A 16,670-nucleotide genomic window follows, 5' to 3' on the forward strand; every position below is an offset into this window, starting at 1 on the left:
AAGATAATAGTGTTTCCTAGATTTACATAAAGACAGGGCCCTTATTAAGCAGATGTGGACAGGAATCAGGATCAACATGAATAGGAGCTTTGCTAAATGATGCACTTAATACATATCCTTCTGAGTGAAATTCCAAAACGCAATTGCAAGGCAAGCGACAGTCCATACTCCAAGCACTGTTAATGAAAACGGCAGTGACATCCCTTCGATTGGAGGAGCTTGACCTTCTATGTAGTTGATGAGATCAAAATTCAAGTTCACCAAATACTTTGAGCTCGTCCAGCTTGAACCGATAGAAGATAAGAGGGTGCCTGCAATCAACACAGCCATCATCGCCCCGATACCAGTAGCTGTATTTTTCACAAGTACTGAAATCATCAGGCTTATAGTTCCAACAGTCGCTGTAACTACCCAGGCAAGACCCGCTGACATCAGCAAGTATTCCCACATCGGAAGGGTATGGATATATGTCGTCGAAAACTCACCTGATGGAGAAGCTTGAAAGCCCGTCAGAATAGGTGCCGTCCAGCCATCATATCCAAGTACAATCCCTGAAATCCCATAGCAGACAATCACCGTAGCTGCCATCAGCATCGATGTATACAGCAAAACCGTCAGCCATTTGGCCATCAGGATTTTCCATCGTTTTACCGGTCGGGACAATAATGTCTTGATGGTCCCATCATTGTATTCCCCACTCACAACATCAGCCATAATAATAATGATGAGTAAAGGCAGGACTAGTGTGAGTCCCTGTGAGAAGAAGATGCGGATGAATGTTGGTGCTCCCGGATAGTTCGGGTTGATGTCGTTGTCCAAGTAATACTGCTTTTGCTTCAAATCAAATTCAAGGAATTGTCTGACCTCATCTTGGATCCCACTTGATGCAAGCCGGTTTTGACGATCGACTATCTCCTGCTGCAGCTCCACTCGCCAGTCCAGAGTACCCTGCTTTTCCATCTTCTCTTGTATCTCCCGGTATTGTGCATATGTAAACATGGAGACTAGAATGATTAATATGGCGATAACAACCGCAAAGCGTTTTTTTGAAGCAATTTTCATTACTTCATTATGAATCAGACCAATCATATTTGGGTTAGACAATATGATCGCCCCCTGTCAAACTAATAAATAAGTCCTCCAATGTCTGGACCTTCCTTTCGATTGTCCATACCTCAATTCCCGCCTTTAGTAAAGATTCATTCAGGATCGAAGTTTTGCTTTCATCCATAAGAGTATGGACAGTATGATCATCGTACAGTTCTGCAGCTTGTACATAGGGAGATGCTTTAAAGATATCAAGTGCACGAAAAGCATCATTGACTCTCCAGTCCACACCTGATGACAATGCATCCACTAAATCACTTACCGTGCCTACCTTCACGATTCTCCCATGGCTCATTATAGCCACTCGATTGGCCAGCAACTCGATTTCACTTAATATATGACTGGATACAAGAACTGAAAGACCCGTTTCGTCGACCAGTTTCCTGATAAATGTACGAAGATCCTTTATTCCCATTGGATCCAATCCATTCGTAGGTTCATCCAATATAAGCACATCCGGCCGGCCTAACAATGCTTGTGCAATCCCGAGCCTCTGACGCATTCCCAGTGAATAGGTCTGTACTTGGTCATCTATTCGTGCAGTCAGATCAACCAGATCAATTACCTCTTGTATTCGTTCACTATCCACCTTAGGCAGCATCCGTGCAAATATTTGCAGATTTTCCCGACCGCTTAAATACTTATATAACTCTGGGTTTTCAACGATAGAACCAAGGCGCTGCATGGCCTGTACAAATTGCTTTCTTACATCAAAATCACAGATTTGAATTTTCCCTGACGTTGGCTTGATTAGACCAACGAGCATTCGAATAGTAGTCGTTTTTCCAGCACCATTTGGACCAAGGAATCCAAATACTTCTCCTGGATATATTTCAAATGATATATTATCTATAATCGTCTTTTTCCCTATTACTTTCGTTACATTTTTCAATTGAACTGTTGGCTTTATGCTCATATCATCACCCTATATCTATTCTAACGAACTTTTTTCTCAATTGCTCTTTTAAATACTCAGCATGAGTAAAAGTTGGTACAATCATAATAGAAGGAGAGATCAAGAGATGAAAAAATGGATGTGGCAACTATTTATCACCCTTTCCCTTGCACTGACAGTCCTATTTGGATATGGATTTGTGAGAGCCTATTGGGATGTCGCCAACCCTCCCCAAGAGAAGATATTAGCAGAATCAGAAGAAGCTCCTGTCACTCCTGGAGAAACGTATATTGCACTTGGCGATTCATTGACAAGGGGGGTAGGATCATCAAAGGGAGAAGGTTTTGTCCCGCTGGTTGGAAATCCACTTAAAGAAACTAATACTGTGGAGCGGTACCAAAACTTAGGCATACGGGGTGCAAGGATTGAAGATTTACTGGCACAGTTAGAACAAAAGGATGTCAAGAGATCTCTTAAGGACGCCAAGATCATTTCCATCACGATTGGGGGAAACAATCTCTTTAATTCCGGTGAGATTTTAAACAATTATTCGGAAACTGCAGCTCTTGGCATTCTGGAAACCGAAATTCCTAACTTGGAAAAAGCGTTTCAAACCATTCGTGAAATAAATAAGGATGCAGTCATCCTCTACATGGGACTATATAATCCCTTTAAGGAATTGCCGGACGGGGATTCCTTTGATTCTGTCATCCAAAAATGGAATGAATCCGCCCGCACATTAGGCTTAAAATACGAAGTTCACGTTGTGGATACCTTCAATTTGGTAACGGATGCCAAACGCGATCTTTCAAGTGACAACTTCCACCCTAATGATGCTACTTATCAGCAAATAGCTGACAGTCTATCACTTGTCATTGAAAAAAACATTATACAATAATCCCAAAAAGCCATGGGGACAGGTACCGTGGCTTTTTCTAAATCATGCCAAGAAACCTGTTCTTATGCCCTTGGCTTGACTCTCTTCATTCCCCCATAACCATATTTAAAAGGAATGAAGTCATCAATGATACACACCTGACGAGATATTTAATAGAACCTTTCCGGCGCTTTGAAAAACAAATAGATAACCTCTTATTAACTAAATGCTAGGTACAAAAGATTGATCCCTTACCACCACTGTTTCAGGTACAAACTTTATTAAAATATTGCTATCGCCTAACCCCTGAAATCTTGGATCCCACTTCTCTTCTTCTGGTCCAAGATAACGCTCGAGTAACCGTGTTGCAATCGTCTTATCAAAAGGCTCAACCGTAGCTTTTCCTCTGAACCCTGCATGTAATACTATTCCTGTTGTATGATCGAGATCTACGATACCAATGGCGCACTCCGGGTGTTCTTTGATTCTCCCGGGGAAACTATCTGAAGATGGTGTGCCGATGATATAGATATGTTCATTTTCCCAGTAAAACCAAACAGGTGACTCTCTCGGACCTTCCATGGATAATGTAGAAAGGTGCGCAAATAGAGGTTTTTCAAGAAATTCATCCAGATCAAAGCTTTTATTACCATTTATAATTTCCAAGTCTATTTCATCCTCTCATTATATAAAACTTATAATGTATTGTAACTTCGTCCCCTTGTAGAAGGAGAAAATGTAATTCTGTATTTACCACCAAGCTCCTGCTTGGTTTGTTCCGTTAGTATTACCCCTTGCCTATTATGTTCCTCTTCCATTTGGATTCCATTTGAAATGATTTTATCTAAATCCCAGTCAATCCATTTCCCGTACATACTCGCCCAATCTATCAATTCTTTCTTTAACTCATTTGATAACGGAGTCTCCTCTAAATCCAAATTACAACCGCACTCAACACACCAGATAGGATCTGCTCCAACATCCGCTTCCATTTTCAAGTCAAAGGTTTCTTTTTGCTCACAAAAACAACGCATATAATTGAGACACCCCTAGTCATTTAATGACACTACGCCAATATTTCAACTCGAACCCAAGTTGTTTATTTTTTTGTTGTCCACTCATACTGAATATCCGGTAAATTTTCTTCATTCTCATTTCCCCTGCCAATGATGATAAATCCATGCTTTTCATAAAATCGCTGCGCCTTTTGATTTATATCGAATGTATAGAGGGTCAGCCTTTCACTTGAATGTTCTTTTGCTTTATTAAGCAGTGCTTCTCCTATACCAATCCCCTGATATCCAACATGAATATACAGTTGGCTGATTTCGTTTTTATTATAGGCAATCATGCCAACTACTTTTTCATCCAATATCGCTATATCGATTCGGAACTGCCCGGGTAATCTATGATTAATAAAATCAACATGATCTTCAAAGCTGTGGATTTCTTTTTGTCCGATAGCCTGCTCCTTGCTTTCCCTCCACATTTTCACGGTCTCTGGTGCATATTTTGAGTCATACGGGATGATCCTGTATGGGTGTTGGTTCACATTCTATTCCTCCATTGGGTTTATTCAAAAATACTGGATTAGGAGCCCCTTATTTACTGAATCTTGGTTTACTAAAGAAAGCCCCTAGTAACATTAATAACATCGCCGAAAGCATCCCGATTGCTTCTTGGTTAAATAACATAGAAACAGGCATGGATAACGCTGCAAGTATAAAGAAAATCTTCATCAACATGTTGACTCCTCCTAACAAAACATCACGATCGTTATTTCAGTTCCTTGTGATACGAACAATGTTCACATTCCAATTATTTCAAACCATTTATGTTTTAACAATCCTTATTCCTTTAATAGGAAATTATCCTCACTTTACCGTTATCCTTTGTGTTAACGGGTTGACTGTGATATTATATAAAGCATCTTGAAATTGACCTCAAGTTTCAATAAGAAAACCCACCTCTGTTTTAGAGGTGGGTTTTCTTTGTATGTGACGGGACGGTTTCAATGATTCTAATGTAATGCAAAAAGAAGTACGAGATCGGACGCCATTTAATAATAAAAATAGATTAGCAGTTTACTTTTTCCTGCCAATATAAAGCAAGTGAGAGGAAATACCAAGAATATAAGGATCTGTTGCACTTTCTATAATTAAATCGATTATTTTCCTTACTTCTTCGTCACCTTTTTCTCTCCAGTAATCCCAATTGCCATTATTCAAAACCGCTCCTGCATTGGATCCTATTAACTCGATTGTTTCAAATCCGTTTGCTTCCATAAAAGGATTAATGTCTTCTATATTAAAATAATAGGCGCCTGTAAAACGTCCTTCATCTGCGTGATTAAAGCAGCCTGATTGGGAAAATTGTAAGATGGTATCCATATCATTGTTTGGTTTCCAATTGTCAGGAGATAAGAGCGATGTAAGGATGTGTCTAATTCTAGGCATAAAGGCAACAAAGACCAGCCCACCCTTTTTAGTCACTCTGTTTAATTCTTTCACTGCCAGTACACGGTCATTTTCTTCCTGCAAATGGTACATGGGTCCGAGCATTAATGAGGAGTCGAACTGTTCATCTTCAAACAGATTTAGGTCTCTGGCATCTGCTGCATAAAACCCTTCAAATTGTTCAGCTAAATCCAGTTCTTTTGCTTTGTCTTTTGCAATATCAACTAATCTTGGGGTCAAATCGGTCAGCATTACCCTATAACCAGCTTTGGCAAGTTCCATTGAATATTTCCCCGGTCCAGCACCATTATCAAGTACATAGCCTGTTTGAGACATATATTTTCTTATATAATGCCAATTCACCTGGAATTCAACTGGTTCACGTTCAAGTCTTCCCCACTCATCGAACTGATTGTAATACTGAATGATCTTACTCATGTTTTCACCTATATTCCACTTTTTACCTATATATTCGGTACAACTTTGGTCGAATCCTGCCTAAACTACATACCAATTAGCAATGAATCCATCCAGCAAAAAAGAACTTTTTTACTGACCTGCCTCTTAAACCCACTCTTCACCATGTTCACGAATAAACTTTATATCATTTTGATAATGCTCATGGTGCCCTTCATCGATCATCTTTTGAAAAGCAAGGTCACCTTCACCGGCTTTTCTTTTCATGTAGATACACAATCCTTCCAAGCGCAGCAATACCATTTCCAAATAATCTTCTTCCATTCCCTCCATACCGTAGGATTCAAAGAACAATTTTACTCTTTGTTTTATACGGCCGGCATCACGTTTTGGATCGTAGTGAACAGCTTCACCCGCTTCGGTATGATAATGTCTGCTTAAAGGAACGCAGGTGTACAGAGTATAAGCGATATCCCAAAGTCTCGGACCGGGGCCGGCAACATCAAAATCAATGATACCTACTGGTTTTTCCTTGTTAAAAATAATATTGTATATGGCAAAATCATTGTGACATACAACCTCCATGTTAGCTGGTGTATTGTCCATGGGCTGCCATTCATCCGTTAATGGGAAGTCACTCACTGCATCATGGTAATGCCGGAGCATCTTCGCTATGTCTTTTAAAGCATCATTAGACCACATGTATTCTTTTAAAGGATAATTGCCGGCTTCTCCTGCTATAAATGATAATATCTCTCTATCTTTTTCATCAATTCCCAAAAACTTCGGTGCATAATCAAAACCTTTACTCTCCAAATGCTGCAATAACGTATGAATTTTACCACTATCAGGCTTCAATTCCCGCCGGACCGTATCTCCCGAACGATATACGCCCGAGACATTCCCTCCTGTTAGCATTTCTTCGTTTTCATTCTGACTTTTCATTGAAATTCCCCCAATTTAGGGACGCTGTGATTGTGTCAATCGAGATGTATTTTTGCCCATAAATAATAGCAGATATACAAAGGTATCTGCTTGGCAATGGGAATATAATTGTCCACACCATGTATCCCTTGAATGATTTCAGATAGACAAATAAACGCATCCTTAAGGATCAAGGACCGCCGCTGTCTCTATCCAATTAACTAATCATTTCGAGGTATTCCACATGTGTACTATAGATTCCCCTTTCTTTACATCTCTACATTATATAATAACAAATATTGCCAACTAAATACAGTAAATGTCGAAGTTTTTCGATAATTCCTCCGGTAAACGTAGGGGATTTTTCCGTAACTTCTAAACGATCATCAACAATATCGAGCTAAGAGAAACCAGGGAACAAATGGACAAAACGACGAAAGGCTTTGCATGTCCGTTTTTGTACGACGCATAAGACATGACAGTTGTGGAGAATAAAAATATCATCTGCATCATTAAGGATTGTTCAAATGGGCCTATATAGAACAGTAACGAGATCAACAGTACTGATACTCCTAATATAATTACAATCTGCTTTTTCAATTAAACACCTCATCCTCAATTGAGAGAGCACTAGACATTGCTGACTCTACTTCCAACCCCTACTATAAAACTATTAACGATATGATTCTATTTGTAATCTCAGATTTAAACATTCTCCGTAATTCCCCCTTATGAAGTGATGCGGCACGCAGTATATAGCTTGTCTACACTTTCAAGATATCCTATAATGGAAAATATTACATTATGTGGAGATGATCATTATGACGTCAAATACTAAAAGCCCTACAGTTAAACTAGTTGAGTTTCATGAACAATACACACATCAATTGTCCAACTTTTCCTTGCCTGAAGATCAACTAGAGTTTACTAGCCTTCCTTTAGAAAAAATCAATCACCCCAAAGTCTCCAAAACTTCTATTCATGTATTAGTCATGAGTAATAATGAACCAGTGGGATATTTTGCATTAGAAGATGGGGAAAAGGTTCATAAGTATAGTGACAATCCAAAAGCCAGAATCTTAACATCTTTTTCAATCGATTCAAAGTTTCAAGGAAAAGGACTGGCAAAACAAGGTCTAAAACTACTTCCTTCTTTTGTGAAAAACGTTCTGCCTGATATCAATGAAGTGGTTCTTGGGGTTAACAAAAGGAACAGGGCAGCCATAAATCTCTACCTGAAATGTGGTTTCGTAGATGAAAAACAAATGTATGAGGGACCTAAAGGGCCTCAATATGTTTTACACTTGATTATTTAATTTACCTGGGGGCTGCCTAAGCTCCTTTTTGCGCATTAATAATTATTCGCATCGTGTATCTACATTGATCACTGTGAAATGAAATATTTCTCCCGGAAAACCGGACTAAGCTCACTCCACACATCAAACTTATTTCCATCTAAATCATAAAAAACAAAATTCCTTCCAGAGTGGCCTCTGTTTTCAATAGTGCCAACCCGAATCCCATTGTCTATAAAATCCTTATGCAGTGTTTCCAACGCTTCTAAACCATTCACTTCAAAAGTTAATGAAAATCGTTCTTCACCATAAACATCTATGAAATTAGCACTTTGATTTTCTTTTGATTTAACAAGAAAAATACTTTGGTTTGCAAGATTCAAGATGGCTTTATCTTCATCTTTATAGCTTAATTCTGCATCTAATTTATGTATGTACCATTCAGATGAAAGATCCACATTTGTTACTGGAATATAGGTTGTACCAACCCTTAATAATTTTTCGTTCATTAATAATTCCCTCCCGCAATCAGATATAGTAAACATTCTCTTTTCACATGGGTTTCCCCTGCTGTAACTTCCATATTTTTCATAACCCTTTTCTCCCGATCTTCACTGATAGCGTTGATTCTTCTTTATATTCTCCAGATTCACCAATATCGAGCATGGCCTCCCTCACATCACGTTCAAATAGCGAGATGTCACTTCCAAGAAAACGCTTGGATCCATAGGATGTAGAATACAGATTCCCTAGTAACGACTCAATGGTCCAAGTGATTTCGTATGTTGGTAAGGTATGAACTTCAAGGTCAAATTGAGAATGGGATATGACTTCTTCATGACTGGTAACGGGATGAGTATAGGTTGAATTTCCAGCCTTTCGATCTTTTCCATACCATTTTTCGATCACTTCATTAAACCTTACTTGCCAAGGTTTCAACGTTTGATTGGGATCATAATTATCAATGATCGCTACCCCGCCACCAGGAGAAATCATATCAAATAATTCCTCTAATACCTTTGGTCTGTCCATCCAATGAAAAGCCTTGGCTATCGTCACGAGAGAAAAATGCTCATGATTCTCAAGGGTGTACTGTTCCAAGGTTCCATTGAACCACTGAATCTGACCCATCCTTACTTCCTGATGGATACGCGCAGCTTCTTCAATCATTTCCGGTTCAACATCTATACCGACTATTTTATGACACCAATCAGAAAACCTTATGGTGAGCTGGCCTGTGCCGCAGCCTAGATCAAGGAGGTTCTGCTCTCCATTTAAAGAGAACGCTTCAACCAGGAATCGTGTCAAAGAAGAAGGATACATCGGTCTGTATTTTGAATAATATCCTGCAGTGCCTTTAAATAGGTCTGGCCCGTAATTGTTCACTATTATAATCCTCCCATCAATCTCTATATGCTTTCAAAGAATCTTCAACATACTACATGTTGTTGGGTGAAGCTTAGTTATTATTACCTTATATGGTTCACCACTATATGTTCATTTCTTAGTTTTCTCTTCTTTTTTCTTCAGAAATGATCCTGCAATAGCAGCGAATATATCTCCAAGTACAGTTAAAAGAACATTCATATTCATAACCCTTTCGCTAAAAGATTCTTCAACTAATAAAGAAAACCACAACAAACACCAAGACTATAAAGATAAATAGATTTCTGGTATTATCTTTATGCTTTGAGTTTTAAGTCTATCGTATAAGTCTTTCATAATTGCTCCTCTATGCAATAAAGAAAAAGCTTGAGATTAGCAGTCCGATCTTCATCAAACGCCACAGTTTTATTTCCATATACATTTCTATAAAGGCATTAATGCTGACGTGGTTAACTCTTCACACTCTATAACAATGGCCGTTAACCCAGTATCGGTTTTGGTTTCGTGCCACTCGTCTTTCTCCCAAAATACGGCTTCACCGCTATGAACTTTAATGAATTCACCTGATTCACCTCTAACAAATCCTTCTCCCTGTACGATTAACAGAAGTTGAGGAACTACTGCTTGGTGATACCCAATAATTCCATTTTCATCTAAGTGCATACATCCTATATGAGCTAATTTTTGAATTTTGGTAATACGAGACAAAATAAAATCGGAATTAAATTTCGTAATTTTCTTTCCTGTTTCTTTTGTAAATTGATAAATTTCCATTTAGTACCCCCAAAAAGTATATAGTTCGCTAACCTATTCCCTCTATATCAAACCAGCTTAGACAATCAAAATAACTGAGCCAATAACAAAAATGACAAGAATGATACTAAAATATATGTAGTTTTTGTTTACAAAGAGGTAGATTGTTAAGGTTAACACCAATAATATCCAAATTACATTTTCTACTGTTTCAGATATGACATTGGCAAAAAACATTTCGATTGTTGATATAAATAATGATATTATGACCATTGTCTTGAAAAATGTGTCTCCTTTGCCAACTCCCTTTTGTGCATCTTTCAACTAATCCATCTCCTAAACTAAATAAAATCATTCTCCTACGAAAGATACGCTCCAGATTTCATATAATACGTTCCTTAAGCTCCATAGCCATTAATCATATACACTCTCTTTATAAGGATCTCTCAAAAATTCAAACAGCATGTTAATCTGAGTTCCTGTATTCCTTCCGATTGATAGCTCCGGTAAATTCTCCTCTTCAAAAAAATGGACTCCTTTTGTTTCGATCCCTCTTCTTGCTTCTCCACCAGTCACCTCGCATTGAATAAATATTTTATAGTAATGGTACGGTTGCGAGGGGTGGGGATGCTTGTTCATATCGAGCAGTGCGAGTAATTTTACAGGGGTTACATCATATCCGGATTCTTCCCTTATTTCTTTGACGATGTTTTCACTTGGAGACAGACCTACATCACAAAATCCACCTGGCAGAGACCACTTATCATCAATCTTCTCTCTTACCATAAGAATTTTGTTTTCCTTGAATACGACACCGCGCACATCTACTTTTGGTGTCTGATAACCTGTTTCGTTCGTAAATAATCCCCTTATTTTCATCATCTCTAGGTCCGTATATTCCTCCATGATCTCCGCACTGATCGTTCGTAATTCTTCATATCTCTCAATATCGTAGACATCTCTTGAAAAGGCCAGCCCTGATTGAGATAATGCTTGGATCCTTTTTGCCCATTCTAACCATTGATCACTCATCGTTCTTGCACCACCTTAACCATAAACTTTCATCGCACCTTACTTCACGTTTCTCTTCCACTCTGACTTACTCAATCTATAATGATGGTAAAGTTCATTTCCAATCGCCTGTTGACCCTGGTAGGTAAACTCACACTTCTTAATCACTTTATTTGATGAAACGTTGTCAATCAAAGCAACTGCATTCAAGATTTCTACATTTGTATGGATAAATAAGTAGTTAATCAGCCCTGTAGATGCTAAAGTCGCGTAGCCCTTCCCTTGATATTCATTTGAAATTGCATACATAATCTCTCTATTCGGCGCCGGAAGCTCATTCTTAATACCCGTACTGCACCAACCAATCAATTCTTCCGTTTGCTTACTAAATACCCCGAGTTTTAACGTTTGATCTTCGATGTTGATTTTTTTATCAGCAGCATCAAGAAATGCTTTATTTCCTGGTATTTCGTAATTGGTAACCCAGTCCATCCTTTGTTTCTTTGTAGATTTCCAGTCTGGCAGATATTGAGCTATTTCTGGTTGATTGGATATCTTGTATATATCTTCTGCATCTTCAATGGAGAACTCTTGAAGGTATATATCTGAGCAATCGATTCTGAATAATCCATTTGATGGTTTATGTTTCATGACCCTTCTCCTTGTAAAAACATACTTATTTAAAATCCCTGCATTTACCTTTATACCAATTATTTCAAATTGGTGATATAAACACAATAACTATATTCCATAAAAAAGAAGCTTATCTTATTGCAGATAAGCCCCATGATCTTAATAAAGAGGTTTAAATGTATGGAGAATAAAATTATCTAATATACCCACACTTTCAACAAACATAAATGTACCGTCATTTCTTTCTAATTGAATGCTTTTCTGATTGAAAAATATGTAGTCTGTATGTTCCCTGTTCACTATCGTAAACTCTTGAGAGTTTAGTACACACCTTTGAACTTTACATTCAATATCGAATTCGCTGGCCAACTATCCATCAAAAGCAGTGTTAGTCGGCTTATTAAAAAAGAGTATTAGTAAAGATAGTCCTATTAAACTTATTGTAATGAATACATTCACCCTGTTTTTCAATGTATTACTCCTTGGAACTTAAGATTCACTATAAGGTAACTAACACCCCACCCCCACCCCATTTACCCACTATCCCGTCCGATAATGTTAAAGATAATTGCTTCGTGCTTAGAGATATTTCACTAATACCTTTATTGGTCTTTTCTTTTGCTTACTGAGCTCCGCAAAACAATCTATCAACTGGTCTGAATGAATCTCATAGTTAAATATCTTTGATAAATGTTGGGTTTTAACACTCTCATTAAAGAACCAAATCGAGTGTTGCTGATAATCCCATCCATCACTTGAACCAACAATTTTCAATTCTTTTTCGTAAAAATCTTCATTTAGGTAAAAAAGATCCTTATTACCATCTGATAATATACAAAGTTCTTTCTGGTACTTCAATGATTTCAACTGGGTATGAAACGCATCTATACTCGCAGAACATTCCAGTCCGAAATCATAAAAGACAGAGGGAACTTGTTCTTTAGCAGAATAAGTATTAGATGCACCCAAAGTATGTGCAAGTTCTCTTCTCGATTCATCTGGTTCCAACACATCAATATGTTTTATTTTCATATAGTTTTTCAAGAAGTGGATGGTCAATAGCCCCATTGTTCCTGCGCCCGTGATAAGAACCTTATCTTTCAATCCGGGTTTGAGCTTCAATACTCCTTTTCCGGCATCACAAGATAACGTATTAAGCAGAGCATACCTATATTCAACAGAATCCGGCACCTTGACTACTTTATTTGCTTTTACTATACCTACATCCGCATGACCATAGAATGCGAGTACATGATCTCCTATTTTAATATCCGTAACATCATCCCCTGCTTTCATTACTTGACCATAGCTTTCATAGCCAGTTTCTCTTGGGTAATGAGGATGGGGGTCAGTAACATCAGATTCGTTATATTGGGGCAATTCAGCCCCGATACTGATTGCTCCAGAAATGGTCCGAATTAATATTTCATCGGATTCCAATTCCCTTATTTCATTTCTTTTCCACTCTAATTTTTGCTTTCCAGATAAAATTAGTGATTGTTGAATCATAGTATTCAGTCCTTATGTATTTATTTTTCCAGAAGCATCTGGACGGTTCTGGAAAGCAAAAGAAGCACGCGATTCATCGTAGTTGCTTCCTTCTGAAGAATATGCATAACTATCTTATATCTTTTCCTCTGCCAATTTTATGTTTTTCTTTAAATAATCCGGTATTTCCGGATGGGCAAGAATCTCTGAAGTAGTCATCCATAATACACCATCAACTTCTTCAGTGCTTTTTGCGAAAGGTTCACCCGATTTATGATGACACAGAAAAACAATATCAACTACATTGATGCCCGAATCAGTAACAAAGGAAGAGCTGTTCACATATTCAATACCTGTAACCTCGCTTCCCACTTCCTCGAATATTTCTCTTTGTAAAGTCCTTTCTAATATATCGGATGAAACCCCTTCAATTTCACACTTGCCGCCAACGAGCGAAAGAGAGCCTCCTGCATGTTCCTCCTTCTCGCTTCTCAGGATTAGAAGCCATTTGCCATCGCGGTGAATAGCACCCTCTACATTTACAACAAACATAAAACAATCCCCCTTATAAGAATGATCTTAATATCCATTAGATCAAAATGCAGCGATTTACTTGCACTGGAATATATATTTTTATTGATCCCCTCAGCAGTCATAACATAATGAAATTTGCTCTCAAATAAAATCCAGAGTTTGTCAAATAGGACAATACTGATTAACAATCTCCAAAAGACGCTCTGGCTTTTCTGATAAAACACTCTCAGACAATCTTGCAGCAGCTATAATTGGCGCCCATTGAAAAATTTCATCTTTAGACAAACCGCTTTTCTCACAATAAAGACACATATACATATCAGCCAATTCCACTGAAAACTGGGAATACAAAAGATACGTTCGATAAACGTCAGCACGTATATCCCCCGTGCTGGAATCAACCCAGTCGATAATGGTGACGTTATGATCTGATAGGATTAAGTTGAATAAATGAAAATCCCCATGACAAAGTTTATTTTCGAAAGTCATTGAATCTAATTTCTTTTTCAAAGCAGACTTCCGTTCATTATCCAGCTGTGGTGAAGACTCTATTTGTCTACTTAACTTTTCATACATTGGTTCAATAGAATCAGCTTTGACCTTATGAATTTCCATTTGTATATCAACAGAAATGTTCATATAATATTCCGCTTTTTCCATGTTATCGGTTAGAAGATTTCCTATAGTTCTCCCTTTTATGTGCTCCATTATGATTACCTGTTTACCATCTATTTTGGTTACATCAACTATTTCTGGCACAGAGAGTCCACACGAATAAGCATAATTCTGCTTATATGCTTCATTAGTAGATTCCTTATCAGGTAATGAGTCATTAAAAACTTTGAAGACTTTGTTTTTATATAGATACACTTTTGCTGTATTTCCGATTGCAATAGGAGTTCCTAAATTCATTGTTTTTTGCTCCTTTTACTTGTTTTTTAAAAGGAGATGCATGTGTCTCACGCTTCCTTTTACCTATAATCTGCTTCCGAGAATAGGGATCCCCTACAGATATTGGTATCTTGTTGACAGAGTTAATAAAGAAGCGAGAGACTTATCTGATTAGATAGAATTTATTCTCCCTTTACTTTTTCATCAATGGATTCAAACGTCACTCCACTATGCAGTTGTTGCACATGAGTATTCTACACAATCGGCCAAAATCATGAAGCAGGTCTAAACTTACCAGTGTGCTTGAAGTTTATTACCATTTGGGTCATAAAAGTGGAAAAAGGCATGACCATTATCTTCTTTTATATCCTCGACCTTAACCTGATTATCCATTAAGTGTTGATGAAATTTAGATAATTCCGGGCTTGTAAAGCCAATGCTAAATTCTTGTTTATTATCTATTGTAAAATGTGCAAATGTTTCATCTTCGGTAGGAACTAAGATCAGTAAGAAAGGTCCTTCATTTACTTTTATAACCGCAAGTTCCTCAGTAATGTTTACTAACTGGAGCCCTAATACATCTCTATACCATTGGGCAGACAGTTCTAAATCTTTTACAGGAATTCTAATATAGTGTACTTGTTCAATAAATGATTTACTCATACTCTTCTCTCCTTTATTTCATTTGGTTTATCAAATAGTTGCCTTTCTACCTACCTTTTTCCTTCCGATTATTGAATTAACCAGCTAACACTTAATTCCAATTATTTCAAATCAATGATAGAAACTCAATAGCTAATTTCCATAAAAAAGAAGCTTACCTTATTGCGATAAGCCTCTGTTAGTTATAAAAATGAGATTGCTCATTTGATTAAAATACATTCTTTACTGTTTGTTCGTTTGTTCCTACGCCTCAAATACTTGACGCAATTCAATCTGACCTTCGCCATGTCCTTGTGGGTCCGGCATCCGCATGGCCCACTCGATGGCTTCTTCCCTCGACTTCACATCAATCAGAAAGAACCCGGCAACTAAATCGTTCGAATCCGTAAATGGTCCTTCCGTAACCACCGGCTTTCCCTCAACTTCCGGATACGAAAGGCGAATCCCATTTGAACTTGGATGAAGTCCTTTAGCCATAACCCGTACGCCTGCCTTCACTAATTCCTCATTGTACTTTGTCATTGCTTCCATGAGCTCAGGGCTCGGAAGATTTCCTGCTTCTTAATTCTTCGAGGCTTTGACAATCATCATAAACAGCATGAATATTTCCTCCTTCTTTTATAGAGGCGACTATTTATTAATAGAACGAACCGGTATCTTTAAGATCTATCCTTTTAAATATTCTATAAATTCAAAGGATATTCCTTCTAACCTTCTCCCTCAAACCTGCCCCGTTTGTAGAAAAACGAAAAGATAAATCAGTTGTCCGATCTTCAGCAGCGCTATGTAATTTCCACCTATACTAAGTAACTTTCCAGCTCATCTTTTTGACGTATATGATGACGAAAATGCATTCCGACCAAATCATACCATTCCTTTGCATTCAGCCAGCCGAATCCTCCATGTTCAACTTTATTATCTGGGTTAATATTATCCACTTTTGTTTCCCAATGAGTCACTCGTTGAATTAATTGTTCCATCCTGCTAATGAGTTCTTCCTTACTGTCTGAATTATTTGGTGGAGCATTTAGTTCATCTGGTAACCTTATTTTAATAGGTGGAAACCCTCCGTTCTCAAATAATTGCTCACCAAACTGGGTTTTCCCAAAGGGTTGTTCCTCATTCAATGTAGCACATTCTTCCATACTATCAAGATACTCATGGGCAACAACAATTAAATGGTCATACATCTGGCCAATCGACCATACCCCTTTTTCCGAAATATACCTTAGCTGTTCTATTGAATAATTATAAAGGTCACCTTTGAAAGTAATAAGCAGTTTAATCTCACTCATTTATAGACTTCCTTTCTATTTACTGGATGTCCAGTGAAGGTTCTG

At 37.8% G+C, this 16,670-nt stretch carries 22 protein-coding genes and 1 pseudogene; 2 read left to right on the top strand and 21 right to left on the bottom strand.

From position 1 onward, the window contains the following. Window positions 1-105: 105 nt before the first annotated feature. Both FZC88_RS09395 and FZC88_RS09400 read right to left on the bottom strand, forming a co-directional pair. Window positions 106-1,104 carry an ABC transporter permease gene (locus FZC88_RS09395; RefSeq protein WP_148994595.1) on the bottom strand — a complete coding sequence of 333 codons (999 nt, stop codon included), beginning with the start codon at window positions 1,102-1,104 and terminating at the stop codon, window positions 106-108. Next, on the bottom strand, window positions 1,097-2,023 hold the full coding sequence (locus FZC88_RS09400; RefSeq protein WP_187443227.1) for an ABC transporter ATP-binding protein: 927 nt from the start codon (window positions 2,021-2,023) through the stop codon (window positions 1,097-1,099). Before FZC88_RS09400 ends, FZC88_RS09395 begins: the two co-directional genes overlap by 8 nt. Before the next feature lie 106 nt (window positions 2,024-2,129). Here FZC88_RS09400 and FZC88_RS09405 point away from each other — a divergent pair, with 106 nt between their 5' ends. Then, window positions 2,130-2,900, top strand: coding sequence for an SGNH/GDSL hydrolase family protein (locus FZC88_RS09405; RefSeq protein WP_148994596.1), 771 nt, complete (start codon window positions 2,130-2,132; stop codon window positions 2,898-2,900). A gap of 201 nt (window positions 2,901-3,101) precedes the next feature. Here FZC88_RS09405 and FZC88_RS09410 read toward each other — a convergent pair whose 3' ends face one another. The 7 genes from FZC88_RS09410 to FZC88_RS09435 all read right to left on the bottom strand — a co-directional run bounded on the left by FZC88_RS09410 (window position 3,102) and on the right by FZC88_RS09435 (window position 7,276). Further along, entirely contained in the window at window positions 3,102-3,545 is a 444-nt protein-coding gene (locus tag FZC88_RS09410; RefSeq protein WP_148994597.1) for a pyridoxamine 5'-phosphate oxidase family protein, read from the bottom strand. Between the two features lie 29 nt (window positions 3,546-3,574). Then, window positions 3,575-3,913 carry a hypothetical protein gene (locus FZC88_RS09415; protein WP_148994598.1) on the bottom strand — a complete coding sequence of 113 codons (339 nt, stop codon included), beginning with the start codon at window positions 3,911-3,913 and terminating at the stop codon, window positions 3,575-3,577. A 65-nt stretch (window positions 3,914-3,978) separates the two neighbouring features. Next, on the bottom strand, window positions 3,979-4,368 hold the full coding sequence (locus FZC88_RS09420) for a GNAT family N-acetyltransferase (protein WP_187443606.1): 390 nt from the start codon (window positions 4,366-4,368) through the stop codon (window positions 3,979-3,981). A 112-nt stretch (window positions 4,369-4,480) separates the two neighbouring features. Beyond that, a complete protein-coding gene (locus FZC88_RS23960; protein ID WP_187443562.1) occupies window positions 4,481-4,624 on the bottom strand; it encodes a hypothetical protein in 144 nt (47 codons plus the stop codon). A gap of 339 nt (window positions 4,625-4,963) precedes the next feature. Continuing rightward, a complete protein-coding gene (locus FZC88_RS09425) occupies window positions 4,964-5,773 on the bottom strand; it encodes a class I SAM-dependent methyltransferase (protein WP_148994600.1) in 810 nt (269 codons plus the stop codon). A 126-nt stretch (window positions 5,774-5,899) separates the two neighbouring features. Beyond that, window positions 5,900-6,697, bottom strand: coding sequence for a phosphotransferase (locus FZC88_RS09430; RefSeq protein WP_148994601.1), 798 nt, complete (start codon window positions 6,695-6,697; stop codon window positions 5,900-5,902). 354 nt (window positions 6,698-7,051) lie between these two features. Beyond that, window positions 7,052-7,276, bottom strand: coding sequence for a hypothetical protein (locus FZC88_RS09435; RefSeq protein WP_148994602.1), 225 nt, complete (start codon window positions 7,274-7,276; stop codon window positions 7,052-7,054). Between the two features lie 221 nt (window positions 7,277-7,497). On the opposite strand from FZC88_RS09435, the gene FZC88_RS09440 reads away from it, so the two are divergent. Continuing rightward, window positions 7,498-7,992: a GNAT family N-acetyltransferase gene (locus FZC88_RS09440; RefSeq protein WP_187443563.1), complete on the top strand. Its 495-nt coding sequence runs from the start codon at window positions 7,498-7,500 to the stop codon at window positions 7,990-7,992. Between the two features lie 68 nt (window positions 7,993-8,060). Here the strand turns inward: FZC88_RS09440 and FZC88_RS09445 are convergent, their stop codons facing one another. From FZC88_RS09445 to FZC88_RS09500, 12 genes and pseudogenes are all read right to left on the bottom strand, one after another. Then, entirely contained in the window at window positions 8,061-8,480 is a 420-nt protein-coding gene (locus FZC88_RS09445; protein ID WP_148994604.1) for a VOC family protein, read from the bottom strand. A 79-nt stretch (window positions 8,481-8,559) separates the two neighbouring features. Beyond that, entirely contained in the window at window positions 8,560-9,357 is a 798-nt protein-coding gene (locus FZC88_RS09450) for a class I SAM-dependent methyltransferase (RefSeq protein WP_148994605.1), read from the bottom strand. Between the two features lie 423 nt (window positions 9,358-9,780). Further along, window positions 9,781-10,131 (bottom strand): cupin, encoded by a 351-nt coding sequence (locus FZC88_RS09455; protein WP_148994606.1) that lies wholly within the window; start codon window positions 10,129-10,131, stop codon window positions 9,781-9,783. A 57-nt stretch (window positions 10,132-10,188) separates the two neighbouring features. After that, window positions 10,189-10,434, bottom strand: coding sequence for a hypothetical protein (locus FZC88_RS09460; RefSeq protein WP_148994607.1), 246 nt, complete (start codon window positions 10,432-10,434; stop codon window positions 10,189-10,191). A gap of 90 nt (window positions 10,435-10,524) precedes the next feature. After that, window positions 10,525-11,142 carry an NUDIX hydrolase gene (locus tag FZC88_RS09465; RefSeq protein WP_148994608.1) on the bottom strand — a complete coding sequence of 206 codons (618 nt, stop codon included), beginning with the start codon at window positions 11,140-11,142 and terminating at the stop codon, window positions 10,525-10,527. Between the two features lie 39 nt (window positions 11,143-11,181). Continuing rightward, window positions 11,182-11,772, bottom strand: coding sequence for a GNAT family N-acetyltransferase (locus tag FZC88_RS09470; protein WP_148994609.1), 591 nt, complete (start codon window positions 11,770-11,772; stop codon window positions 11,182-11,184). A 561-nt stretch (window positions 11,773-12,333) separates the two neighbouring features. Beyond that, complete coding sequence (locus tag FZC88_RS09475; protein ID WP_148994610.1) at window positions 12,334-13,263, bottom strand: zinc-dependent alcohol dehydrogenase; 930 nt, start codon at window positions 13,261-13,263, stop codon at window positions 12,334-12,336. 114 nt (window positions 13,264-13,377) lie between these two features. After that, window positions 13,378-13,794: an NUDIX hydrolase gene (locus FZC88_RS09480; RefSeq protein WP_148994611.1), complete on the bottom strand. Its 417-nt coding sequence runs from the start codon at window positions 13,792-13,794 to the stop codon at window positions 13,378-13,380. Window positions 13,795-13,938: 144 nt separating this feature from the next. Continuing rightward, window positions 13,939-14,688, bottom strand: coding sequence for an aminoglycoside phosphotransferase family protein (locus tag FZC88_RS09485; RefSeq protein ID WP_148994612.1), 750 nt, complete (start codon window positions 14,686-14,688; stop codon window positions 13,939-13,941). A gap of 270 nt (window positions 14,689-14,958) precedes the next feature. Further along, window positions 14,959-15,330 (bottom strand): VOC family protein, encoded by a 372-nt coding sequence (locus tag FZC88_RS09490; RefSeq protein ID WP_148967803.1) that lies wholly within the window; start codon window positions 15,328-15,330, stop codon window positions 14,959-14,961. Between the two features lie 243 nt (window positions 15,331-15,573). Continuing rightward, window positions 15,574-15,930, bottom strand: a pseudogene (locus FZC88_RS09495) (YciI family protein). A gap of 197 nt (window positions 15,931-16,127) precedes the next feature. Then, window positions 16,128-16,625, bottom strand: a complete 498-nt coding sequence (locus FZC88_RS09500; RefSeq protein ID WP_148967801.1) for a DinB family protein — start codon at window positions 16,623-16,625, stop codon at window positions 16,128-16,130. Between the last annotated feature and the right edge of the window lie 45 nt (window positions 16,626-16,670).

This window comes from Rossellomorea aquimaris (genome assembly GCF_008180865.1).
GTDB lineage: Bacteria > Bacillota > Bacilli > Bacillales > Bacillaceae_B > Rossellomorea > Rossellomorea yichunensis.